Genomic DNA, 21,889 nt, shown 5'->3' with positions numbered 1-21,889 from the left:
CGGCGTGTCCACCACCGACCTTTACGACGAGCTGCGACCGCGGGCGTTCGCCATCGCATACCGGATGCTCGGCAGCGTCAGCGAAGCCGAGGACGTGGTGCAGGAAGCGCTCCTGCGGCTGCACCAGACCCTGCGGCGCGACGAGCGGATCGAGTCGCCGCGGGCGTACATCGCCACGCTGGTCACCCGGCTCGCCATCGACCAGTTGCGCTCCGCGCGGGCACGGCGGGAGCAGTACGTCGGCGAATGGCTGCCGGAACCGCTGGCCGCCGATCCGTCCCCGGACGAGCAGGCGGAGACCGCCGACTCGCTGTCCCTGGCCTTCCTGGTTCTGCTGGAGAGCCTGTCGCCGCGGCAGCGGGCCGCGTTCCTGCTGCGGGAGGTGTTCCAGTACCCCTACGGCGAGGTCGCCGAGATCATCGGCACCGACGTGGACGGCACGCGGCACCTGGTGGCACGGGCTCGCCGCCGCGTCCAGGAGCACCGGCCGCGCTACCACGCCACTCGGCGGCAGCGGCGGCAGCTGGCCAAGCGCTTCTTCGCCGCCGTCGAGCAGGGGGACCTGCAAGCGTTCGAAGAGCTGCTGGCGGAGGATGTGGCCCTGCACGGTGACGGTGGCGGCAAGGTGCCGGCACTGGGCCGGCCGGTCGACGGACGGCGGCGCGTGGCCCACGTCCTGGCGGCGGTGGTGCCCGTGCTGGCCCGTGCCGGCGGCGTGCGCTTCCACGTCACCGAGGTCAACGGTCAGGCGGGCGCCCTGGTGTTCGACGTCCGGGACCTGCTGGTCGGGGTGATAGGGCTGGAGATCGCCGACGGCAGGGTGCAGACGATCCACTCCATCGTCAACCCCGACAAACTTCAGCACTTCGACCGGGTCGGCGACATCGGTGTCCTGGTGCATGCGGGCCGCCGAGCCGCCGGCGACGGTTGAACCGCTGGTCGGCGCGTCCCGCTCGTCCGGAGGCGCCGACGCGCGCTCGCCGGCGGGCGGGTGGGGCGGTGATGCGAGACTGGGGGAGTGACGGGCGATGTGAGCGGCACCGAAGTCCGTGGTGTGCTGGGGCGCGTCGCTGAGCTCGGGCCCTATTTCGAGCTCGCCGCCGAGGGGGTCTCGGAAGACTCTGCCTGGGGGGCGTTTCCGGGGAGTCCCGGCCGGCTTCGGGAAGTCGTCGGCGACTATGCCGGGCGGCTCGGGACCGATGAGGTCCGGGTGGCGGCCTCGTTGCTCTTCCAGGGGCTCGCGGCGCGGATCTGGTCGCCGGTCGTCGCCGCGGCGGCGCTCGGGGTCGTTCCCGACCTTTCGGAAGTGCGGTGGCGGTGGGCGCCGGGTGAGGCGATCATGCTGGGGCTCGCCGAGGTCCGCGGGTGGCGGGTCGCGAACGTGGGCGAGGCCGTCGAGATCGTCCATCCCATGGTCGTGGACGGGCTGCTGCGCCCGCTGCGGAAGGCGATGCTGGGCTTCGTCAAGCTCGCGGACGGGCTGGTCTGGGGCAACGCCGCCTCGGCGCTCGCCGGGAGCCTGAACGTGGGGACGGCAGACCCGGGGCGGGTCGCGATCGTGCGGGAACTGCTCGCGCGCGAGCCGCTCGCCGAGGCCGGGTCCTTCGGGCCGCGCGGGTACGTACGGAACAACTGCTGCCTGTACTACCGCGTTCCTGGTGGCGGCATGTGCGGCGATTGCGGGCTCGCGCGCTGATTGTCCGTGATGTGAGACGGAAGCCCAAGCACTGAGACGTTTGCAGTAGAGTGCGCCCATGGCTTCGCGCAGCATTCGTCTGGCCGTGATCCCGGGTGACGGGATCGGCCCCGAGGTGGTCGCCGAGGGACTGAAGGTCCTCGACGCCGTGTCCGGCGACCTCACGTTCGAGCAGACCTCCTACGACCTGGGCGCCGCCCGGTGGCACCGGACGGGGGAGACGCTGCCCGACTCGGTCCTGGACGAGCTGCGCGAGCAGGAGGTCATCCTGCTCGGCGCCGTCGGCGACCCGAGCGTGCCGAGCGGCACGCTGGAGCGCGGGCTCCTGCTGCGGACCCGGTTCGAGCTCGACCACTACGTCAACCTGCGCCCGGTGAAGCTGTTCCCGGGCGTCAGCACCCCGCTCGCCGGTGTGACCCCCGACGACATCGACATGGTCGTCGTCCGCGAGGGCACCGAGGGCCCCTACACCGGCGTCGGCGGCGTCCTGCGCAAGGGCACCCCCCACGAGGTCGCCACGCAGGAGAGCGTCAACACCGCCTTCGGCGTCGAGCGCGTCATCCGGTACGCGTTCGAGGTCGCGGCGTCCCGTCCGCGCAAGAAGCTGACGCTCGTCCACAAGGACAACGTGCTCACCTTCGCCGGTGACCTCTACCAGCGGACCCTGAAGCGGGTCGCCGCGGAGTACCCGCAGGTCACGACCGACTACTGCCATGTCGACGCGGCCACGATGTTCTTCGTGAGCCAGCCGCGGCGGTACGACGTCATCGTCACCGACAACCTGTTCGGCGACATCATCACCGACATCGGCGCCGCGATCGCCGGAGGCATCGGGCTCGCCGCGTCCGGGAACGTCAACCCCGACCGCACCGCGCCGTCGATGTTCGAGCCGGTCCACGGCAGCGCCCCCGACATCGCCGGGCAGGGCAAGGCCGACCCGACCGCCACGATCCTGTCGGTCGCCATGCTGCTCGACCACGTCGGCGAGGGCGACGCCGCCCGCCGCGTCGAGCAGGCCGTCTCGGACGACCTGGCCGAGCGCGCCGCGCTGGGCGCCCGGTCGACGTCCCAGATCGGCGACGCGATCGCGAAGCGAGTATCCGGCTAGGGGCACGCCGCCTCCGGCCAGACCGGGCGTGCCCTCGCGGCGCGCCCGGTTTTCCGTATGCGCGCGCGTGGAGGAGCAGGTCTAGACGAAGTAGGACAATGGGGACTAGGAAGCCGATGCGGCGATGGGGCCGCCTGGGCGATCCGCGAGAGGACGAGACCGCGATGAGCGACACCCTGGAATTCGAGATCACGCGCACCGAGCGGCCCACGGGGGCCGACGAACGCGCGCGGATCCTGGCCGAGCCCGGGTTCGGCCGGTACTTCACCGACCACATGGTCACGGTCCGGTACTCGGCCGAGCGCGGCTGGTACGACGCGAAGCTGGAGCCCTACGGGCCGATCCCGATGGACCCGGCCTCGCAGGTGTTCCACTACGCCCAGGAGCTCTTCGAGGGCCTCAAGGCCTACCGGCAGCCGGACGGCTCGATCGTCACCTTCCGGCCGTACATGAACGCGGCGCGGATGAACCGGTCCGCCCGGCGGATGGCGATGCCGGAGATCCCCGAGCAGCTGTTCGTCGACGCCGTCGAGCTGCTCGTCCGCACCGACAAGGACTGGGTGCCCGACACCGAGGGGCACAGCCTCTACCTGCGGCCCTTCATGATCGCCACCACCCGCGCACTCGGCGTCAACAGCCCGGCCCACGAGTTCCTCTTCATGGTCATCGCGTCCCCGTCCGGCCTCTACTACCCGCGCGGCATCAAGCCCGTCTCGGTGTGGCTGTCGCAGGACTACACCCGCGCGGCGCCCGGCGGCACCGGGGAGGCCAAGTTCGGCGGCAACTACGCCGCGTCCTTCGCCGGCCAGGCCGAGGCCGTCGCGCAGGGCTGCGACCAGGTCGTCTGGCTCGACGCGGTGGAGCACCGCTGGGTCGAGGAGGTCGGCTCGATGAACCTCATGTTCGTCTACGGCTCCGGCGCGCGGGCCCGGCTGCTCACCCCCGCGCTCACCGGCACCCTGCTCGCCGGCGTCACCCGCGACTCGATGCTCAAGCTGGCGCCCGACCTCGGCGTCCCCACCGAGGAAGGCAAGATCAGCATCGACGAGTGGGAGGCGGGCTGCGCCTCCGGGGAGATCACCGAGGTGTTCGGCTGCGGCACCGCCGCGATTATCAGCCCGGTCGGCCGGGTCAAGGGCCGGGACCGCGAGTGGACGATCGGCGACGGTGAGCCCGGCGAGATCTCGATGCGGCTGCGCCAGGAACTGGTCGGCATCCAGTACGGCACCCGTCCCGACCCCTACGGCTGGGTCCACAAGATCGTCTGATCGGTGCGCCGGCGGCGCGCGCTCGCGACGGGCGCGCGCGCCGCCGGGCCGGTCAGTGGCGGATCTGCACCGACGTCGTGACGGCCGGACCCGTGCTCGCCGGGGCGGCGCCCCGCGAGGACGGGTTGACGGCGTAGTGGAACGAGAAGCCGACGAAGGCCCGGCCGGGCCGCCCGCCGACCTGCACCGCGAAGGTGCAGGTGCCCGAGAGCGTGTACACCTTCCGGGCGCGGTGCGGGGCGACCGTGGAGTGCCAGTAGTAGCCGACGGGGACGACGTGCCGGTCGTGGTACCGGCCGTTCAGCCCGGTCGCCGTGCAGACGGCGTTGCCGCGGGCGATCGACCGCAGCTTCGCGCTGGTGATGCGGAACACCCACGGCATCGGGTAGCGCCTGGAGTGCGGCCCGGTCAGCCTTACCTGCGCGTGGAACGAGCCGACCGAGTCGTGGTAGGCGAACGACTGGTGCCGTTTCGTGAACACGTAGTGGTGGATGGGCGCGGCGCGTTCCGGGCGCTCGGCCGCGGACACGGCGGACACGGAGCCGAGCGCCATCACCAGCGCCGTTCCGGAAGCGGCCGCGGTCCGGCCGAATGTGTGCATACGCATTCCAGGAATTCCCCTCGAAAAGGTTCGCCGTCCCCCACGGCGGGTGGACGGACGCGATCAGTCCGCCGCCCCGGTGCTCAGCCGCGACCGGCCGACCGCACGTCCAGCGCGCGGTAGGCGTAGCCGTCCTGTTCGGCCTCCTCCCAGGTGAAGAGCACGCCTTCGCCCGGATCGAGGGAGGCGAAGGCGCCCGGTTCAGCGCGCACGACCGAGAAATGTGCCCAGACCTCGCCGGGCACGTCGGGTGAGACCAGCACCCCCCAGCCGGCCTCGTCGTCCCAGGACGCCACCGTCCCGTGGACCGGTTCGCCGCTCATCGGATCCCCTTCCTCCGGCGGACAGTGCGATCATTAATCGTTTTACCGTGACAGCGCAAGTGCCTTTCGAGGTAAGGAATGCATTCTCGCCATCCTTTGCTTGGCAATCGTTTTTTGTCGCGCAATAAACGCCAAGTGGAGAAAAGCGAGATATGACTCCGCGGTGGCGCGGGCGCCGCCGGCGCGGACGATCCGCGTCCCAACATCTGAGACGGATGTCCCAAATCCATGGACCATGTGGCATGATGAGCGCATCATGCGCCACAGCCTCGTGATTATCGGCTGGCGCGCCGGCAGCTAACGGGACACCGCCGGCGCGCAGACCTCTCACGTCCGTGAGGGGTCTTTTTTGTGCCCTGGCGCTGATCCCCCTGGGGGTTTTCACATGCAAGGCGACGCGTTCCACGTCTACGACACCACCCTGCGCGACGGCTCGCAGCAGGAGGGGCTCAACCTCTCCGTGCCCGACAAACTCGCGGTCGCGCGACATCTGGACGACCTGGGCGTCGGCTTCATCGAGGGCGGCTGGCCGGGCGCCAACCCCAAGGACACCGAGTTCTTCAGGCGGGCTCGAACAGAGCTCGACCTGAGGCACGCGCAGCTCACCGCGTTCGGCGCGACCCGCCGGGCCGGGGTGAAGGCGGCCGACGACCCCCAGGTCGCCGCCCTGCGCGACTCCGGCGCGTCCGTCGTGACCCTGGTCGCCAAGAGTCACGACAGGCACGTCGAACTGGCCCTCCGCACCACCCTGGAGGAGAACCTCGCGATGATCCGCGACACGGTCTCCCACCTGCGTGCGGAGGGCCAACGGGTCTTCCTGGACGCCGAGCACTTCTTCGACGGCCACAAGGCCAACCGCGCCTACGCGCTGGAGGCCGTCCGCACCGCCGCCGAGGCCGGCGCCGACGTCGTCGCGCTCTGCGACACCAACGGCGGCATGCTGCCGGACGAGCTCGCCGAGGTCGTGCACGAGGTCGTCGGCCACGGCGTCCGCGTCGGCATCCACTGCCACGACGACTCCGGCTGCGCGGTCGCCAACACGCTCGCCGCCGTCCGGGCGGGCGCGACGCACGTCCAGGGCTGCGCGAACGGGTACGGGGAGCGCAGCGGCAACGCCAACCTGTTCACCGTCGTCGGGAACCTCCAGCTCAAGCGGGGCATGAGCCTCGTCTCGGACGCCCAGCTCGCCGAGATGACGCGGATCGCGCACGCCGTCTCCGAGGTCACCAACGTCGCGCCGAGCTCGCAGCAGCCGTACGTGGGCGTGTCCGCGTTCGCGCACAAGGCCGGGCTGCACGCGTCCGCGGTGAAGATCGACCCCGACCTCTACCAGCACATCGACCCGGCCGCCGTCGGCAACGACATGCGGATGCTGGTGTCCAGCATGGCCGGGCGCGCGTCGGTCGAGCTGAAGGGCCGCGAGCTCGGCTACGACCTGTCCGGCGAGAAGGCCAAGGCCGTCGTGGACAGGGTGAAGGAGCTGGAGTCCACCGGCTACACCTTCGAGGCCGCGGACGCCTCGTTCGAGCTGCTGCTGCGCGAGGAGCTGACCGGCGTCCGGCAGCGGCACTTCGAGGTCGAGTCGTGGCGGTCGATCGTGGAGCGCCGCCCGGACGGGTCGATGATCAGCGAGGCCACCGTCAAGCTGCACGCCAAGGGCGAGCGGATCATCGCGACCGGCGAGGGCAACGGCCCCGTCAACGCCCTCGACAACGCGCTGCGGATCGCGCTCGGCCGCCTCTACCCGGAACTGGCGCGGCTGGAGCTGGTCGACTACAAGGTCCGCATCCTGGAGGGCGCGCACGGCACCGACGCGCGGACCCGGGTCCTCGTCGAGTCCGGCGACGGCGAGCGCGAGTGGGGGACGGTCGGCGTCGAGGACAACGTCATCGCCGCGTCCTGGCAGGCCCTGGAGGAGGCCGTCACCTACTGCCTGCTCCGCGCCGGCTACGAGGCGGGCTGACGGGAATCTCCTCGCGGGCGCGGGCATTATCAGGGCATGAGCACTGAGATCACCGACAACGCCGAGCAGGGCCGCTACGAGATCAGGCTGGACGGCGACCTCGCCGGGTTCGCCGAGTACGAGCGGGGCGAGGGCGCCGTCGTCTTCACCCACACCGAGGTCGACTCCGCCTTCGAGGGCAAGGGCGTGGGAAGCGCGCTGGCCCGCGGCGCCCTGGACGACGTCCGCTCCCAGGGCCTGTCGGTCGTCCCGCTGTGCCCTTTCATCAAGAAGTGGATCCTGAGGCACCCGGATTACAAGGATCTGGTGCGTTAACCCTGCCGCGGGACGTGTCGCGCCCGTGTCCGCGGACATACGGGGAGTGGTATCGCCCGTTCGACCGAACGAGTATCTTTCCGTGAGTATTGGCGCGGTTACGTAGAAAGTTCGTCAAAGCGACGAAACCGGTAGCGGATTTCAGTTGAAGGATCCACTATAGGAAGATGCACGGCACGTGCGAGGTTCCCGCGCGCCGTGTCCCCGTAGAATCCCTGCCCCTGTGAACCGACGTCCCGTGACCGACCTGCCGGAGTGATCGTATGCCCATCCGACCCTGGAGCCCCGAGGACCTTGGGCGTCCCACGGACGGCACCTGGGCCGACGTGGCGTTCGGTCTCGGCGAGACGTACGAGCGCGAGGGCCGCCTGGAGCAGGCGGCCCACTGGTACCGGCGGGCGGCCGAGTCCGGGAGCGCCGACGCCGCGCTGCGGCTCGGCGCCGTCCTCGGACGGATGGCCGACGCCGGGGCCGACCACGCGGCCGACGAGCTGCTGGCGGAGGCGACCCGCTGGCTCAGCGGCGCGCAGGACGCCACCACTCCCGACGCGATCGAGCTGATCACCGCTACGCTCAACCGGCAGATGCGGCAGGCCGCGCGCCGCGGACTCGAACCTGCCCCCGCCGGCTGACACCTTCGCGGGGCGGGTGGCGAACCGATCCGTCGCGCCGGTCGTCGGACTCCATGAGATCGGCGTCAGTGGAAGGTGGACGAGTTGAGCGGCGAGGACTCCGGGTACGTGCCCCCGGACCACAAGACGACCGCAGAGTTCGGCGTCACCAGGAAGTCCGCCGCGCCCGGAGAACCGGCCCGGCCGGGGACCGCGGCCGTACCGGCCGCCGACGATCTGGTGGACGACCTCTTCGACGGCGACGTCACGACCCATGACGTCCCCCAGATGGACGGCGTGGCGATCCAGGACCTTCCCGCCGACGACCCCGAGGACGATCTGGAGTCGACCTACCAGGACGGCCCGGGCGACGAGCCGGAGGACGACTTCGACACCACGCTCCGGGACGGCCCCGCCGTCGCCTTCCAGAAGCAGCCGCCCGCGGACACCGTGGACGAGCTGGATGTGACCGCGTTCCAGCCGCCGGTCACCTTCGCCGACATCCCCATGGAGCAGCCCTCCAAGCCCTCCAAGCCCACCCCGGCCGTCCCGCCTCAGGCCGCTCCGGCCGTCCCGCCGCCGGCGCAGCCGGCCGCCTTCGAGCAGGCCGCGGACCCGGCGGTGGTGTACGCCCCGCCTCCCGCTCCGTACCGGGAACCCGTCCCGGGGCCGAACCTCGTCCCGGAGCAGATGCAGCCTTCGGGGCAGGCGCCGCCCGCGCAGGTCGCCGCCCAGGCGGCGGCCGCCCCGATGCCCGCCGAGGCGCCGTGGACGGAGCAGTTCGCCTCCGGCGACGAGACGGTGAACCAGTCGGAGAGCGGCCCGGCGTTCGCCTACGGGACGCCCGGGGCGCAGCCTCCCGCCCAGAGCACGATGCCCCCGCACCACGGGGCGTCCGCCCCGCCGATGCCGCCGCCCGCGATGGCCTCGCCGTCCGGAGGGCTGCCCGGCGGGCCTGCCGGCGGGCAGCCGCCGTCCCGCTCGCGGCGGCCGATGGTCCTCCTCCTGCTGATCGCCCTGGTGGTGGTGCTCGTCCTGATCGGCGTCGTTGTGCTGATGCTCGGCAGCGGCTCCGAGACGAAGGGCAAGGCCGCCAACCAGAAGTCCCCGGCGGCGAGCACTCCGGCGACGCCTGGCGGCACGGGACCGGCGTCCCCCGGCGCGCCCTCGCCCGGCGGCGGCGCGCCCGCGACGCCCCCGCAGCCCGGGGCCCCCACGAACCAGCCGCCCGGAGGCCAGCTGCCGGGCGGGCAGCAGCCGGGCGGGCAGCCCGCCGCGCCGCCCCCGGTGACCACCGCCCCCATCGGGCCGCTCGTCCAGGGCAAGGGCATCACCTACCAGCTCGTCCAGCAGGACAGCGGGTACTTCGAGGGCAAGATGGTCATCACGAACCGCACCAGGAAGCCCCTGAAGGCGTGGAAGCTGACGTTCAAGTCGCCTGGCGCGGACGTGAAGAACATCTGGGGCGCCCGGCTCGTGCACGGCGGCTCCACCGTCGAGATCAGAAACCTGGACGGCGTGCCCCCGATCCAGCCCGGCGCGACGTGGGACGTCCAGTTCGGAGCGGCCGGAACGGCGGCCACCCCGAAGTCCTGCGAGCTGAACGGCAGGGCCTGCGGCTTCTGAGCGGGCGGGTCCGCGACCGGCGGGCGGGCCGCGGCTTCTGGACGGCGTACTAGGCTCTTGACCATGCGTATCGCCAGATTCTCCACCGACGACGGCATGTCCTTCGGTGTGGTGGAGGAGAACACCGTCGCCGTCATCGCGGCCCACCCCTTCGGTGAGCTGACCTTCACCGGGCAGCGCCTCCCGCTCACCGACGTCCGGCTGCTCGCCCCGATCCTGCCCAGCAAGATCATCGCGATCGGGAAGAACTACGCCGACCACGTCCGCGAGATGGGCGGGGACGAGCCGCCCGCGGAGCCGGTGCTGTTCTCCAAGCCGTCCACCGCCGTCATCGGCCCCGGGGAGGCGATCGCCTACCCGCAGAAGCTGTCCGAGCGCGTCGACCACGAGGGCGAGCTCGCCGTCGTCATCGGCCGGATGTGCCGCGAGGTCCCGGCGTCCCGCGCCGCCGAGGTCATCCTCGGCTACACCTGCGCCAACGACGTCACCGCCCGCGACCTCCAGGCGAAGGACGGGCAGTGGACGCGGGCCAAGGGCTTCGACACGTTCTGCCCGATCGGCCCCTGGATCGAGACCGAGATCGACCCCGCCGACCTGGCGATCTCCACGACCGTCAACGGGGAGGTCCGGCAGGAGGCCCGCACGTCCCTGCTGCTGCACGACATCCCGACGCTGGTCCAGTACGTCAGCCAGGTCATGACCCTGCTGCCCGGCGACGTCATCCTGACCGGCACCCCCGCCGGCGTCGGCCCCCTGGAGATCGGGGACGAGGTCACCGTCACCGTCGAGAACATCGGCAGCCTCACCAACCGGGTCATCGCCCGCGACTGAGGAGCCCCAGGTGTTCACCGGCTTCAGCGACGAGGCCTTCGCCTTCTACGAGGGGCTGCAGGCCGACAACAGCAAGCCCTACTGGACGTCCCACAAGGACGCCTACGAGCGCCACGTGCGCGAACCCTTGGCCGAGCTGTGCGCCGAACTCGAAGACGAGTTCGGCGCCGTCAAGCTCTTCCGCCCGTACCGCGACGTCCGCTTCAGCAAGGACAAGTCGCCGTACAAGACCCACCAGGGCGGCCACACCGGCCAGGGCTTCTACATCCAGATCGACGCGGACGGGCTCATGGTCGCGGGCGGCATGTACGCCCCGACCCCCGACCAGCTCCGCCGCTACCGCGAAGCCGTCGCCTCCGACACCAGCGGCGCCGAACTCCAGGCCATCGTGGACGGCCTACGCGCCGCCGCCATGGAGATCGCAGGCGACCGCCTCAAGACCCGCCCGCGCGGGACGGACCCCGACCACCCCCGGCTGGACCTCCTGCGGCACCGCTCCCTCTACGCCCGCGAGGGCTGGCCCGCCGACCCGTGGATGTCCGACCCCGGCGAGGTCATCGCCCGCGTCCGCGCGTCCTGGCGCCGCCTGCGCCCCCTCGTCACCTGGGGCCACGAGCACGTCGGACCGCCCGACTCCACCCGCTGACCCACCGAACGGCCAATCGTTTTGGTCCAACTCCCGCTGTCCTGTATTCTCCTTGAGGCGCGAGCGACCGGCCGGAAACGGCTCGGGAGCCCGTACCTCACTGGGGTATGGTGTAATCGGCAGCACGAGTGATTCTGGTTCACTTAGTCTAGGTTCGAGTCCTGGTACCCCAGCTGCGTCCGCCCAGGCGGACACACGCCCCCGTCGTCTAGTGGCCTAGGACGCCGCCCTCTCAAGGCGGTAACGGCGGTTCGAATCCGCTCGGGGGTACGTTGCGGGACTCCCTGCTCGTTGAGCCTTCGGCTCAACTTCGCCGGGGCCCGCGGTGTCTTCTCAGGGGGGCGACCCCCTGGAACCCCCGGTGTTCGGGCTTCGCCCTCACTTGGTTGGGGCGTACGTCTAGAGGGTTTTTTCTGCGACGTCCAAGAGGCGTTCTTCTGCGGCCGCGCTTGTTCTTCTCATCGTGTTGTGGGCGATTTCGGGATTTCGCGTTGGGTGCCGCATCTGCGTACAACGTAGTTGTCGGGCCTGAGGCCTCCGGTGATGATTTCGTTTTGTGGGCGTGCCTCTGCCTGTGAGGGGGCTCTCGGAGATGCGGTCGCACGGAGCCCGCTGCGCCTTCCCGGTCGACGGACGTGTTGTCGAGCCTGTGCGCTTGGGTGGGGTCGGGGTGTTTGGTTGGAAAGTGGGTCGAGGTGGGGGTCGGGGTCCGGTAAGCTAGGCGAGGCCGCGCGGGAGACCGCGAAGGTCATGAGTCCAGCCCCCGTCGTCTAGTGGCCTAGGACGCCGCCCTCTCAAGGCGGTAACGGCGGTTCGAATCCGCTCGGGGGTACCCAGCCAGTTCTGCGGCGCCGTTCTGCGCGTCGGCTCTTACTCTCTTCTCTCATGAGGCGCGTCATTCTGACGTTTTGATGAGGTGCTTCCTGCGCGGGCCGGGGAATGTTCCCGCCGTGAGGTGGGGGTCCAAGAGCTGGTACGCGGTGCTGGTGGCGGTCATGGTGCTCGTCACGGTGGACGTCCTGCTCGATGGTCCGCTCCGCCACCTCGACCATGTCGTTCACGACTGGAGCGACGCGCACATCCAGGGCTGGCGGCTGACGGCGGTGGACGTCTTCGCGGCACTCGGCCAGCGGGGCTACCTGGCCAGAATCATCATCCCGCTCGCGATCATCGCCGCGATACGGATGCGGTCCCTGCGGTACCTGTGGGCGAGCGTGCTGATCGTGGGCGTTCTCTCGCTGCTGCAGGTGCTGCTGAAAGCGGCGATACCCCGGACGTTCCCGATCAGCGGAACCGACGTGCTGTTCGTCCGCGGCGACGCCTACCCCTCCGGGCACACCCTCAACGGGTTCGTCCTCGTCTGGATCATCCTCGAACTGGTGGTCGTCGCATTCCCCGCCTCCTCCGGGGCTCTGCCGCCGCGACGCCGCCGCGACATCGCCGTGGTGACGGGAACGGTCACGGCGGTCGCCCTCACCGTGGTCGACAAGCACTGGCTCACCGACTGCCTGTTCAGCCTCGCCCTCGGCCCCCTGTTGCTGCAGGGCCTGCTCCTCCTGGATCCGTTCGCCACCCGGCGCGGTCGAGAACGTCTAGATACAGGGTCAACTGACCGGACGCGCCGAGCATGGCGAGGCCCCGCGCGGTGAGCCTGCGCCGCCAGTCGTCCAGCGCCTCGGCCAGGGGCCCGGCGCCGCCCGCCGTCCGGACCTGCCGGACCACCATGGCGATGTGCTCCAGCGGATAGCCGCCCCGCCTGAGAAGGTGGGCGAGCTCCGCGTCGCGGACGTCGTTCGCGCGGAACACGCGGTAGCCGGTCGCCGGGTCCCGGGCGGGGACGAGGATGCCGGCGCCTTCCCAGTTGCGCAGCGTCGCCGGCGTGACCGCGAGCCGGTGGGCGAGCTCGCCGATCGTCCGCGGGCCTGGAGCGTCCGTGGGCCCGGCACCCGGCTCGGCCATCAGATGGTCCACCGCGTTCTTCACCGCCGCGAGGGTCTCGCGGTCGCGGAGCACCTGCTCGTGGCCGCGGTCGATGACCAGCAGGGCGTCGTCGAGGTCGCCGTCGTGGACCGCGTTCATGATCCGGCCGCCGGCCGCGTGCCCGAAGGCCGGGACGAGGGCGAGGAAGGCGCGCAGGGCGGCCGCGTGCACCTCGGTGTAGATCCGGTAGCCGGTGGGCGTGCGGTCCGCGGGCGGGAGGAACCCGTCGCGCTCGTAGTTGCGCACGGCCTGCGCCGACAGCCCGTGCTCCCGCGCGAGGTCGGACGGCCTCAGGGTCAACACCGCTTTGAGACTTGGGAGGGAAGAAGGACGGTCACAGGCGAAAAAGTATCAAACGTTTTTTCAACGATACGATTTCACCACATGAGTCAGGACATTCGCGACTTCGTGACCGCTTCATGTGGCCTGCTGGCGTTCGGCGAGCCGACGCACCGGGAGCCGTCCTTCGGGCGGCTCCGCAACGAGCTGCTCCCGCGGCTGGCCGGCCACGGCTTCCGGTCGATCGCCATGGAGACCGACCGGGTGGCCGCCCTCGCCGTCGACGACTTCGTACGGGAAGGCGAGGGGAGCCTCGACGCGGTGATGCGCGAGGGCTTCTCGCACGGCTGGGGGGACGTGGACGCCAACCGGCGGCTGGTCGCCTGGATGCGGGAGTACAACGAGGACCGTCCCCCGCACGAACGGCTGGCCTTCCACGGCTTCGACGCTCCGATGGAGACCCTCAGCGCCCCGAGCCCCCGCGCCTACCTCGAACACGCCCGCGACTACATGGGACTCGACCTCGACATCGCGTCCCTCACCGGCGACGACCGGCGGTGGAGCCGCCCGGAGGCGGTCATGGACCCGGCCATGTCGATCGGCGCGACGGCGGAGGCCCGCGAACTGCGGGTCATCGCCGACGACATGCTCGTCGCGCTCTACGAGCGGGCGCCGGAACTGATCGCGGCGACGTCGCTCGCCGAGTGGTCCAGGGCCGAGATCCACCTCACCGCCGGACTCGGCCTGCTGCGCTACCACAGGCGGGCGACCCAGCGACTGGAGCGGAACGCCCGCATCTCGCGCCTGGCGGCCGCCCGGGACGCGCTCATGGCCCAGAACCTCCTGGCCATCCGGAACGCCGAGGAGCGGCGCGGCCCGACCTTCGTCTTCGCGCACAACACCCACCTGCAGCGAAACCCGAGCCATATGCGCATGGGGGACATGGATCTCACCTGGTTCGGCACCGGCGCCGTCATCGCGTCCCTGCTGGACGAGCGGTACGTCTTCGTCGCCGGGAGCCTGGGCCGCAGCGAGACGATCAAACTCGGGGAGCCGGAGCCGGACACGTTCGAGGGCGGCATGCAGAGCCGCATCACCACCTGGGGCCTGACGCCGGCGGCCGCGATCCCGTCCGCCCGCCGCCGCACCGACGCCGTCCCCGAGCAGGGCTACTTCCCCCTCGACCAGGCGGTCCTCGACACGGCCGACGCGGTCCTGCACATCAGCGACGGAGCGACCGTCTGAGCCCCCGCCGCCCCGGCCCGTGGCGGTGGGGATGCGCCCGGCGGCGCGCGGGGTTGCAACCGGTAGCGAGGTACAGGCTTACCGTCGGGTCGGGGGGCGGCTAGGACGAGGAGCAGGGATGGCCGAGACGCCGGGCGCCACGGGCGGCGGGTACGAGGGGCTGCGCTCCGGGCAGGTCGCGGAGGCGGCCGGGGTGAACCCGCAGACGCTGCGGTACTACGAGCGGCGGGGGCTGCTGGCCGAGCCCGCCCGGACGCTGGGCGGGCACCGGCTCTACCCGGCCGAGGCCGTCACGGTGCTGCGGGTGATCAAGACGGCGCAGCGGCTCGGGTTCACCCTGGAGGAGGTCTCCGGGCTGCTGGCCGCCGCGCGGCACCGGCACGGCCCCCGCGACGCCGGGCTCGCCGCCGGTGCCCGCGCGAAGCTGGAGGAGGTGGAGCGGCGCATCGCCGACCTGGAGGTGATCCGGTCCGCGCTCCGCGGCGCCCTCGACGCCGGCTGCGACGACCTGATCGCCTGCGCGGGGGAGCCGTGCTGCCCGCTGCCGTTCGCCGGTCCCGGGGCCGCGCCGGAGCGTTCCCGCGAATGAATACGGTTGCGGTATGACGATCGCGCGCTCCCTGGCCCTCTTCGTCCTCGCCGCGGTCGCGGAGATCGGTGGCGCCTGGATGATCTGGCAGGGCGTCCGCGAGCACCGGGGCGGCTGGTGGATCGGCGCGGGCCTGGTGGCCCTCGGCCTGTACGGGTTCGTCGCCACCTTCCAGCCCGACGCCCACTTCGGCCGCGTCCTGGCCGCCTACGGGGGCGTGTTCGTCGCCGGGTCCCTGGCCTGGGGCATGGCCATGGACGGTTTCCGCCCCGACCGCTGGGACGTCGCCGGCGCGGCCGTCTGCGTCCTCGGCGTCCTGATCATCATGTACGCCCCGCGCGCCTGAGCACTACGTTCCCGGTCCCTCGGCGCGAAGCGCCGCCCGGCTTCGACGGCCCAGGAGCGGAACGAGGACGACCGCGACGCCCAGGTGCATCAGCGCCAGCGTGGCCCGGGCACCGCCGGACGCCTCCACGTTCAGCACGGGCACGAACGACACCAGCAACACGGTGACGGCCAAGCCGGTCCAGATCGCCGGAGCCCGGTCGGTCAACCGACCCAGCACCGCCCGCGCCCCTGAGGCGAGCAAGGAGACGGCAAGCGTGACGCAGACGATGAGAGGCAGGCCGATGACCTGGGCTGGACGTCCGTCACCGGGATCGACGCGAAGTTCCACGTGCAGGGTGCGGGCGGCGGTCCAGAGCAGAGCCGTGGCCAGGACGGCGCCGCCCCACGCGCATGCGTGGATGCGAAGTTCCGGCGCGGCCGAGCGGGTGGAAGCGGTGGTCATGTGGGTCTCCTTCAGGGGACGAGGATGGTCTTGCCGTGGGTGCGGCCGGCTTCCGCGTCCCGGTGCACGGCCGGGAGTTCGGCGAGCGGACGGGTTGCCGCGACGTCCACGCGCACCCCGCCGTCGTCGATGAGGGCGATCAGTTCGGTGAGCTGCGCGGGGTCGTTGCGGGCGACGAAGTGCGTGGCGGCCACGCCCGATCCGGGCGGGGGCTTCACCGGGCCGGTGATCGAGACGAGGGAACCGCCGGGGCGGACGGCGCGGCATAGTGCCTCCGCGGCCTCGGGCGGCAGCGGGACGAGGTTGAACACCAGATCCACCGGACGGTCCAGCGCCCGATGCGGGGGGACCCGCGTGTAGTCGATGATCTGCTCGGCGCCGTAGCCGCGGACCCGGTCGGCGCTGCGCGGACCGGCGGTGGCGATGACGCGGGCACCGGCGCGCCGGGCCAGTTGGACGGCGAACATGCCCACGCCGCCGCCCGCGCCGTTGACGAGGATCCGCATGCCCGGCTCGATGCGGGAGTGGTCGAACAACCCCTGCCAGGCGGTCAGGCCGGCGACCGGGATCGCCGCGGCATGGGCGAGCGGGAGCCTGGAGGGCGCGCGAACCAGCCGGGCGGCGGAAGCGGTGAGGTATCCGGCCCCCGCGCCGCCCTCGTCGAGGCGGCCGACGACGCGATCGCCGATCGCGAAGCGCTCGACGCCGGCCCCTGCCAGGACGACCGTCCCGGCGGCCTCGGAGCCGAGGGTGAACGGCAGATCCAGCGGGACGACGTCCCGCATCATCCCGGCCCGGAAGCCGGCGTCCGAGGGGTTGAACCCGGCGGCCGCGACCGCTACCAGCACCTCGCCCGGTCCCGGGTCAGGACGGGGGACCCGCTCATAACGGATCACGTCCGGCCCGCCGAAGGCGTGGACGCGCGCCGCCGTCATCGTCGCGCTCGGGCTCGCGGCGCGCTGATCCGATCGGAGTTCTGGTGTCATGAGTCGTCCTCGATGAAAGGAGGAGGAGACCGCGCCCCGCACCGGTGCGGGGGGCGCGCTGATCTCGAGTGATTCGACCGTAGGGCCGGAGCCGTGGACGACCAATGCGCATCCATCTCGGATCTTTAAGCGAGCGTCTCCCCGATGAGCACCATCGCTAGGATCCGAGGATGGACGTGCTGAGCGACGTGATAGCCGTGATGCGCACCGGCGAGCCGCGATCGGCGCTGGTCGAATGGCCGGCGCCGTGGGGGCAGCGGTTCCGGACGCCGCGGGGGGCGGCGGGATTCCAAGTCGTCTTGCGCGGTTCCTGCTGGTTCATCCCTGAAGGTGGCGACCCGTTCCCGCTGGCCGCCGGTGACGTGGTGTTCCTTCCGCACGAGAGCCGGCACGGCCTGGCCGACGCTCCGTCCACGCCCTTGGCCGAGCACGTCTGCGATCCGCAGGACGACGTCAGGTTCGAGCGCAGGCACGCCGCCGCGCCGATCGGACGGCCGGGCGCCGGCTCTCCGGCCACGGTGACGCTGTGCGGGGCCTACGAACTCGACGCCGCCCGCGTCCACCCGCTGCTCGACGATCTGCCTTCGGTGCTGCATCTGCCCGCTCGGCTGGGACGCCATCCCCAGCTGCGCGCCGCGGTCGAGCTGCTCGGCGCGGAACTCGACGACCCGCAGCCGGGCACCGGCGCCCTCGTGCCCGCTCTGCTGGACACGCTGCTGCTCTACATCCTGCGGGCGTGGTTCGCCGATCAGCCGGCGGGCGGCGGGGCCACCGGGTGGGCGGCGGCGCTCGCCGACCCGGCGATCAGTACCGCCCTGGAGGCGCTCCACGACGATCCCGCGCGTCCCTGGACCGTTGCCGGCCTGGGCGCCCACGCGGGGCTGTCGCGGGCCGCCTTCTCCCGCCGTTTCACGGCGCTCGTGGGGCGGCCACCGCTGGCCTACCTGACCTGGTGGCGGTTGACGACCGCCATGCGGCTTCTGCGCGACTCCGACGCCCCTCTGAACGTCGTGGCGGAAAAGGTCGGATACGGCTCGGAGTACGCGTTCGCCAACGCGTTCAAACGCGAGTTCGACCTTCCGCCGGGACGCTACCGGCGCAACAGCCGCTCTCCCGGCAGGCCGGAGCCGGCGGACCTCGAACTCGCCCCGCGCGCCTGAGGTACGCCCGCGCCGCGACCGCCAGAGTGTCACCGGGCACCCCGTCAGGACGTTCTCAGCGCCGACTGCCGGCCCCGGTCTCCGTCCGGAATTCCAGCACGGCCCGCGCGACCTGATCGGGCTGTTCGGCGACCATGTTGTGGCTGCCGGCCAGTTCGAGCACGCGCAGGTGCGGCCGGTCGGCGGTGAGGGCCAGCAGGTCGCGGCGGATTCCCGCGCGCAGCGCCGGCATGAGGTCGCCGGCGCGGCCCGGCAGGCCGGGCAGGTTCTCGGTGGCCAGGACGAACAGGGCGGGGCAGCGGATGCCGGCCACCGCCGCGACGCCGTCCTGGAAGTACGGGTCGTACCTGATCTGCTTGGCCAGCGCGGCGTCCGGCCGCACGTAGACGCCCTCGCCGGTGGTGCGGAGTGCCCGTTGGGGCAGCATCGCGGCGTGGGCCTCGGGCAGCGGCCGGGCCATCGCCTCGGCCTGGGCGTCGAAGAGGGCCTTCAGTTCCGCCAGCAGCGCGGTCAGTTCGTCGTGCGGGATGCCCGTGTAGTGGTGTGGTGCGGTCTCGGCCGAGCGCAGGCCGTCGAGGTTGACGATGCCCGGCCCGTCCGGGTGGCGCAGCGCCCACCGCACCGCGACCATGCCGCCGAGGGAGTGTCCGACCACGAGCGGAGCGTCCAGGCCGAGACGGTCGATGACCGCCTGCACATCGTCCAGGACCGCCTCCCAGTCCCACGGCCCGTCGCCGGACAGCCCGTGGCCGCGCAGGTCCATCGCGACGACCCGGTGCGCGCCGGTCAGCAGCGGCGCGACCGCGTCCCAGTGCAGGAGGGTGCCGCCCAGGCCGTGGAGCAGCAGCACGGGAGATCCGCTGCCGCCGTGGTCGCGGACGGCCAGGCGGACGGGGCGGTCATCGATGATCACTTCTCGGTGCGGCACGGGGGCGCTCCCGGGGGCGGTTGAGCCTGTCTCGGATGGAGGACGTCGTGACGCCGCCGTCGGGATCCCTGTCGAGCTTGCCGCGTTTGACCAGGTCGTGGACGCCTTGCCGGGTGATGCCGAGCATCGCCCCGGCCGTGGCGTACGACACGGCCGCCGCCGCGGGGTGGCCGGTCGTGCGGGCCACCGCCCGCCCCAGCGCGGTGCCCCACCAGGAGGCGGGCGGGTCGAAGGGCGCGTCGCCGGGGAACAGCACCCCGATGAGCCGGGCCGCGGTCAGCGTGGCCCGCTCCCGGTCGGCGCCGAGCAGCTGGGCGGCCCAGACCTCGGCCTCCACGCGCAGCCTCGCCCTGATCGGCCCGAGGAGCTCGTCGGAGGTCAGCAGGATCTCCAGGGGGTCGAGGATCCGCGTCTCCAGCACCCGGACCAGCTCGCCCACCAGCTCGACGTGGTCTTCCGTGGTCGTCACTTGACGAAAGATAGCAAGTACTTGCTCTCTAATGTCAAGTAGCGTTCGGGGGAGGGCCGAGGATCTCGACGTGGTGGCGGGCCGCGACGTGCCCGAGGGCCGCGGGGTCGAACGGGCCCGGATCGGGGAGGCGAAGCTCGGCGGCCGGGGCGCCGGCGTCGGCGGCGAAGTCCTCGAAGCCGGACGGCGTGGTGATCTGCAGGCAGCGCAGCGGCTCTTCGGAGCCGACGACGAACGTGTGGGGCAGGCCGACCGGCAGGAGCACGAAGCTCCCGGGCCCGGCGACGAGTTCCTCCCCGTCGCACAGGAAGCGCGCCGTGCCTGACAGGACGTAGAACATCTCGTCCTCCTCCAGGTGCCGGTGCAGCGGCGGGGCGAAGCCGGCCGGGTTGAGGAACTCCGCGACGGTGAGGCGGCCCCGGGTCTGCGCGCCCGCGGCCTTGACGGTGACGAGGTTGCCGAGGAACCACAGTGCCCGGCCTTCGGCGCTTCCCAGGACGTAGGGACGGTTGACGGACGACACGGCCGCCTCCATTTGGAGAGACAACGTCTATTGAATGAGACGCTAGTATGCCTCGGCATGGACGTCAATGACGGCTCCGGACGCGGTAGGCGCCGCTACGACTCGCCGCTGCGCGACCGGCGGGCCCGGCAGACCCGGCAGGCGATCGTCGCCGCGGCGAACCGGCTCTTCGTCGAGCGCGGCTACGCGGCCGCCTCCCTCGCCGACATCGCCAAGGAGGCCGCGGTGGCGCGGCCGACCGCCTTCGCCGCCTTCGGCTCCAAGGCTGCGTTGCTGCGCGAGGTGGTGGACCAGGCCCTGGCGGGCGACGACGAGCCCGTACCGGTCGCCGAGCGCCCCTGGTTCCGCCCGGTGCTGGAGGGGAGGACGCCGCAGGCGGTCGTGAACGCCTACGCCGAGGTCTGCCGCCTCATCGGCGGGCGCGCCGCGGAGATCTTCGAGGTCGTCCGCCGGGCGGCGGACGAGGGACCCGAGACGGCCGACCTGTGGGAGACGATGCAGCGCAACCGCCGCGCCGGCGCCGCCATGGTGATCGATCGCATCGAGTCGCTCGGCCCCGCGTCCCACGACCTCGACCACGAGCGCGCCGTGGACATCGTGTGGATGTTCAACGACCCCTCCCACTATCGGGCCCTGGTCCGGACGCGCGGCTGGAGCGAGCAGGCCTACACCGCCTGGCTGGCCGACCAGATGCGCCATGCTCTGGGCCTCGGCACGCCGGGACGCCGTGAACCGCCCGCGAAGACGATTTAGCGTTCCGGCATGCGAGAGGGGCGGCCCCCCCGACCGCCCCTCCGCGTCCTTGAAAAGCTCCCGCCCGGCGGAGCCATTCTCGGTCCCGGGGCGTGTGAACAGCATGTTAGTCGAATGGGTGTTGGCGAAGAACTGGAAATGAGGATTCTCGTAAAAGCGGAGAGAAGTCGACCGGCTTCGCCCGTCTCGCGGAGCGTCGTCCTGCTTGCCCGAGTGTGCCGGAGAGATCCTCTGTGCTCGGGCGGCACGGGAGTGGAGAACATTGACGATCACCTCTCCGGTGGCGGGGCATTTATGCGGGAATCCTCTCCTGACCTCGGGTGTTACCTGGCATCATGTGCCGATGTAAGGGTGTGGCGGACGGGTAGTGCGCGACCGTTTTCGCAAGGCGATTCGGGGGTCACGTTGGGTCTGATTTGTCGCGATGGTCGGATCGGATAATGGCCAATGATTGGACTCTTAGGCGTAATGAAAACCGATGTCATTGGCTGGGCGGCCCGGGTGAAAAGGTGTTTCGGATCTTCGGCGTCGGTCGGAGAGACGAAGGCCCGCGCATATTTCATGGCAATTTCTGTAGGGTGCGACGCCCGGCGCCGGAGGGATCGCCGCCTCCCGGTCCTGGGGCCGCGCGGCGGCGCGCCACGACCGTCCCCGTCCACGCGCACGTCCTTGGCTGACGGATGAGGTTGTGGTCAACTTAAATCGCTGGCGATGGGGGGAGTGGGAGCCGAATGCAGCGTCATGTGGACGAGGTGCCGCCGGGAGCGTCGCTCGCCGAGAAGGTCGAGTGGCTCATCCAGAATCTCTGGCCGTCGGACGCGGACCCGCCGCGCAACAACGTGGAGACGGCCGCCGCCATCGCGCATGCCACCGGTGAGGACATCTCGTCCACCACCGTGTGGAAGCTGCGCACCGGGCGGCAGGAGAACCCGCAGCTGAAGACCCTGACGGCGCTCGCCACGTTCTTCGGCGTGCCGATCGGCTACTTCGGCTTCGCCGGGGAGTCCGGGCCCATCGGCGAGGACCTCACGCTGAAGGCCCTGCGCCGGGACGTCGAGCAGGGCATCATCCGGCCCGAGGTGCTGCGCGCCCTGGTCGACCTGTCCCCGGAGGCGCGCTGGGTCGTGGACGAGATGATCCTCGCCGCCGCCGAGGCCGACCGCGTGCGCCACGCCTGACGCCGGGCGGCGGCGCGGGGC

24 protein-coding genes, 3 tRNA genes and 1 pseudogene are annotated in these 21,889 nt (G+C 71.5%); 20 read left to right on the top strand and 8 right to left on the bottom strand.

Annotation, left to right across the window (positions count from 1 at the left end):
* The first annotated feature begins 4 nt into the window (after positions 1-4).
* From AB0C84_RS28645 to AB0C84_RS28630, 4 genes are all read left to right on the top strand, one after another.
* Entirely contained in the window at positions 5-931 is a 927-nt protein-coding gene (locus AB0C84_RS28645; RefSeq protein ID WP_361072447.1) for an RNA polymerase sigma-70 factor, read from the top strand.
* Between the two features lie 279 nt (positions 932-1,210).
* The gene (locus AB0C84_RS28640) at positions 1,211-1,696 is read left to right on the top strand and encodes a (2Fe-2S)-binding protein (RefSeq protein WP_361072444.1); all 486 of its coding nucleotides are present in this window, start codon (positions 1,211-1,213) and stop codon (positions 1,694-1,696) included.
* A gap of 58 nt (positions 1,697-1,754) precedes the next feature.
* Positions 1,755-2,804: a 3-isopropylmalate dehydrogenase gene (locus AB0C84_RS28635; RefSeq protein WP_361072441.1), complete on the top strand. Its 1,050-nt coding sequence runs from the start codon at positions 1,755-1,757 to the stop codon at positions 2,802-2,804.
* A gap of 164 nt (positions 2,805-2,968) precedes the next feature.
* Positions 2,969-4,072 carry a branched-chain amino acid aminotransferase gene (locus AB0C84_RS28630; RefSeq protein WP_179843406.1) on the top strand — a complete coding sequence of 368 codons (1,104 nt, stop codon included), beginning with the start codon at positions 2,969-2,971 and terminating at the stop codon, positions 4,070-4,072.
* 52 nt (positions 4,073-4,124) lie between these two features.
* Here the strand turns inward: AB0C84_RS28630 and AB0C84_RS28625 are convergent, their stop codons facing one another.
* Together AB0C84_RS28625 and AB0C84_RS28620 are read right to left on the bottom strand one after the other, a co-directional pair.
* The gene (locus AB0C84_RS28625; protein ID WP_361072438.1) at positions 4,125-4,679 is read right to left on the bottom strand and encodes a hypothetical protein; all 555 of its coding nucleotides are present in this window, start codon (positions 4,677-4,679) and stop codon (positions 4,125-4,127) included.
* Between the two features lie 77 nt (positions 4,680-4,756).
* Complete coding sequence (locus AB0C84_RS28620) at positions 4,757-4,996, bottom strand: cold shock domain-containing protein (RefSeq protein ID WP_338741195.1); 240 nt, start codon at positions 4,994-4,996, stop codon at positions 4,757-4,759.
* 385 nt (positions 4,997-5,381) lie between these two features.
* On the opposite strand from AB0C84_RS28620, the gene cimA reads away from it, so the two are divergent.
* The 10 genes and pseudogenes from cimA to AB0C84_RS28570 all read left to right on the top strand — a co-directional run.
* Positions 5,382-6,959 (top strand): citramalate synthase, encoded by a 1,578-nt coding sequence (cimA, locus tag AB0C84_RS28615; RefSeq protein ID WP_179833293.1) that lies wholly within the window; start codon positions 5,382-5,384, stop codon positions 6,957-6,959.
* Between the two features lie 36 nt (positions 6,960-6,995).
* Positions 6,996-7,274: a GNAT family N-acetyltransferase gene (locus AB0C84_RS28610; RefSeq protein ID WP_179843403.1), complete on the top strand. Its 279-nt coding sequence runs from the start codon at positions 6,996-6,998 to the stop codon at positions 7,272-7,274.
* A gap of 263 nt (positions 7,275-7,537) precedes the next feature.
* Positions 7,538-7,906 (top strand): hypothetical protein, encoded by a 369-nt coding sequence (locus AB0C84_RS28605; RefSeq protein WP_179843402.1) that lies wholly within the window; start codon positions 7,538-7,540, stop codon positions 7,904-7,906.
* A gap of 84 nt (positions 7,907-7,990) precedes the next feature.
* Positions 7,991-9,511 carry a cellulose binding domain-containing protein gene (locus AB0C84_RS28600; protein ID WP_361072435.1) on the top strand — a complete coding sequence of 507 codons (1,521 nt, stop codon included), beginning with the start codon at positions 7,991-7,993 and terminating at the stop codon, positions 9,509-9,511.
* 63 nt (positions 9,512-9,574) lie between these two features.
* On the top strand, positions 9,575-10,342 hold the full coding sequence (locus tag AB0C84_RS28595) for a fumarylacetoacetate hydrolase family protein (RefSeq protein ID WP_361072432.1): 768 nt from the start codon (positions 9,575-9,577) through the stop codon (positions 10,340-10,342).
* A gap of 10 nt (positions 10,343-10,352) precedes the next feature.
* Positions 10,353-10,988 (top strand): DUF2461 domain-containing protein, encoded by a 636-nt coding sequence (locus AB0C84_RS28590; protein ID WP_361072429.1) that lies wholly within the window; start codon positions 10,353-10,355, stop codon positions 10,986-10,988.
* Positions 10,989-11,089: 101 nt separating this feature from the next.
* A tRNA-Gln gene (locus AB0C84_RS28585) sits at positions 11,090-11,161 on the top strand.
* 24 nt (positions 11,162-11,185) lie between these two features.
* Positions 11,186-11,258 (top strand) — tRNA-Glu (locus tag AB0C84_RS28580).
* Between the two features lie 489 nt (positions 11,259-11,747).
* Positions 11,748-11,820, top strand: a tRNA-Glu gene (locus AB0C84_RS28575).
* Between the two features lie 79 nt (positions 11,821-11,899).
* Positions 11,900-12,490: pseudogene (locus AB0C84_RS28570) on the top strand (hypothetical protein); the annotation flags it as partial.
* Between the two features lie 10 nt (positions 12,491-12,500).
* Here AB0C84_RS28570 and AB0C84_RS28565 read toward each other — a convergent pair.
* Positions 12,501-13,262: a TioE family transcriptional regulator gene (locus AB0C84_RS28565; RefSeq protein WP_361072530.1), complete on the bottom strand. Its 762-nt coding sequence runs from the start codon at positions 13,260-13,262 to the stop codon at positions 12,501-12,503.
* 90 nt (positions 13,263-13,352) lie between these two features.
* On the opposite strand from AB0C84_RS28565, the gene AB0C84_RS28560 reads away from it, so the two are divergent.
* From AB0C84_RS28560 to AB0C84_RS28550, 3 genes are all read left to right on the top strand, one after another.
* The gene (locus AB0C84_RS28560; RefSeq protein ID WP_361072426.1) at positions 13,353-14,492 is read left to right on the top strand and encodes an erythromycin esterase family protein; all 1,140 of its coding nucleotides are present in this window, start codon (positions 13,353-13,355) and stop codon (positions 14,490-14,492) included.
* Positions 14,493-14,610: 118 nt separating this feature from the next.
* Entirely contained in the window at positions 14,611-15,081 is a 471-nt protein-coding gene (locus AB0C84_RS28555) for a MerR family transcriptional regulator (RefSeq protein WP_361072423.1), read from the top strand.
* 13 nt (positions 15,082-15,094) lie between these two features.
* Positions 15,095-15,427 (top strand): YnfA family protein, encoded by a 333-nt coding sequence (locus AB0C84_RS28550; RefSeq protein ID WP_361072420.1) that lies wholly within the window; start codon positions 15,095-15,097, stop codon positions 15,425-15,427.
* Positions 15,428-15,430: 3 nt separating this feature from the next.
* On the opposite strand, the gene AB0C84_RS28545 is transcribed toward AB0C84_RS28550, so the two are convergent.
* Both AB0C84_RS28545 and AB0C84_RS28540 read right to left on the bottom strand, forming a co-directional pair.
* Positions 15,431-15,871: a DUF6069 family protein gene (locus tag AB0C84_RS28545; protein WP_361072417.1), complete on the bottom strand. Its 441-nt coding sequence runs from the start codon at positions 15,869-15,871 to the stop codon at positions 15,431-15,433.
* A gap of 11 nt (positions 15,872-15,882) precedes the next feature.
* Positions 15,883-16,857, bottom strand: coding sequence for an NADP-dependent oxidoreductase (locus tag AB0C84_RS28540; protein WP_361072415.1), 975 nt, complete (start codon positions 16,855-16,857; stop codon positions 15,883-15,885).
* Positions 16,858-17,027: 170 nt separating this feature from the next.
* Between AB0C84_RS28540 and AB0C84_RS28535 the strand changes: the two genes are divergently transcribed.
* A complete protein-coding gene (locus AB0C84_RS28535) occupies positions 17,028-18,017 on the top strand; it encodes an AraC family transcriptional regulator (protein ID WP_361072412.1) in 990 nt (329 codons plus the stop codon).
* 55 nt (positions 18,018-18,072) lie between these two features.
* On the opposite strand, the gene AB0C84_RS28530 is transcribed toward AB0C84_RS28535, so the two are convergent.
* From AB0C84_RS28530 to AB0C84_RS28520, 3 genes are read right to left on the bottom strand one after another with little or no spacing between them, the layout of a single operon-like run.
* Positions 18,073-18,945: an alpha/beta hydrolase gene (locus AB0C84_RS28530; RefSeq protein ID WP_361072409.1), complete on the bottom strand. Its 873-nt coding sequence runs from the start codon at positions 18,943-18,945 to the stop codon at positions 18,073-18,075.
* On the bottom strand, positions 18,917-19,414 hold the full coding sequence (locus AB0C84_RS28525; protein ID WP_361072406.1) for a hypothetical protein: 498 nt from the start codon (positions 19,412-19,414) through the stop codon (positions 18,917-18,919). Before AB0C84_RS28525 ends, AB0C84_RS28530 begins: the two co-directional genes overlap by 29 nt.
* Positions 19,415-19,448: 34 nt before the next feature.
* On the bottom strand, positions 19,449-19,937 hold the full coding sequence (locus AB0C84_RS28520) for a cupin domain-containing protein (protein WP_258938475.1): 489 nt from the start codon (positions 19,935-19,937) through the stop codon (positions 19,449-19,451).
* A gap of 57 nt (positions 19,938-19,994) precedes the next feature.
* Between AB0C84_RS28520 and AB0C84_RS28515 the strand changes: the two genes are divergently transcribed.
* Together AB0C84_RS28515 and AB0C84_RS28510 are read left to right on the top strand one after the other, a co-directional pair.
* Positions 19,995-20,690, top strand: coding sequence for a helix-turn-helix domain-containing protein (locus AB0C84_RS28515; RefSeq protein ID WP_361072401.1), 696 nt, complete (start codon positions 19,995-19,997; stop codon positions 20,688-20,690).
* Between the two features lie 731 nt (positions 20,691-21,421).
* Positions 21,422-21,868: a hypothetical protein gene (locus AB0C84_RS28510; protein WP_361072398.1), complete on the top strand. Its 447-nt coding sequence runs from the start codon at positions 21,422-21,424 to the stop codon at positions 21,866-21,868.
* The last annotated feature ends 21 nt before the right edge of the window (positions 21,869-21,889 follow it).

Source organism: Actinomadura sp. NPDC048955 (assembly GCF_040649435.1).
Lineage (GTDB): Bacteria > Actinomycetota > Actinomycetes > Streptosporangiales > Streptosporangiaceae > Spirillospora > Spirillospora luteofluorescens.
The sequence above is the reverse complement of the archived record's forward strand: the minus strand, read 5'-3'. Positions and strand labels throughout refer to the sequence as shown.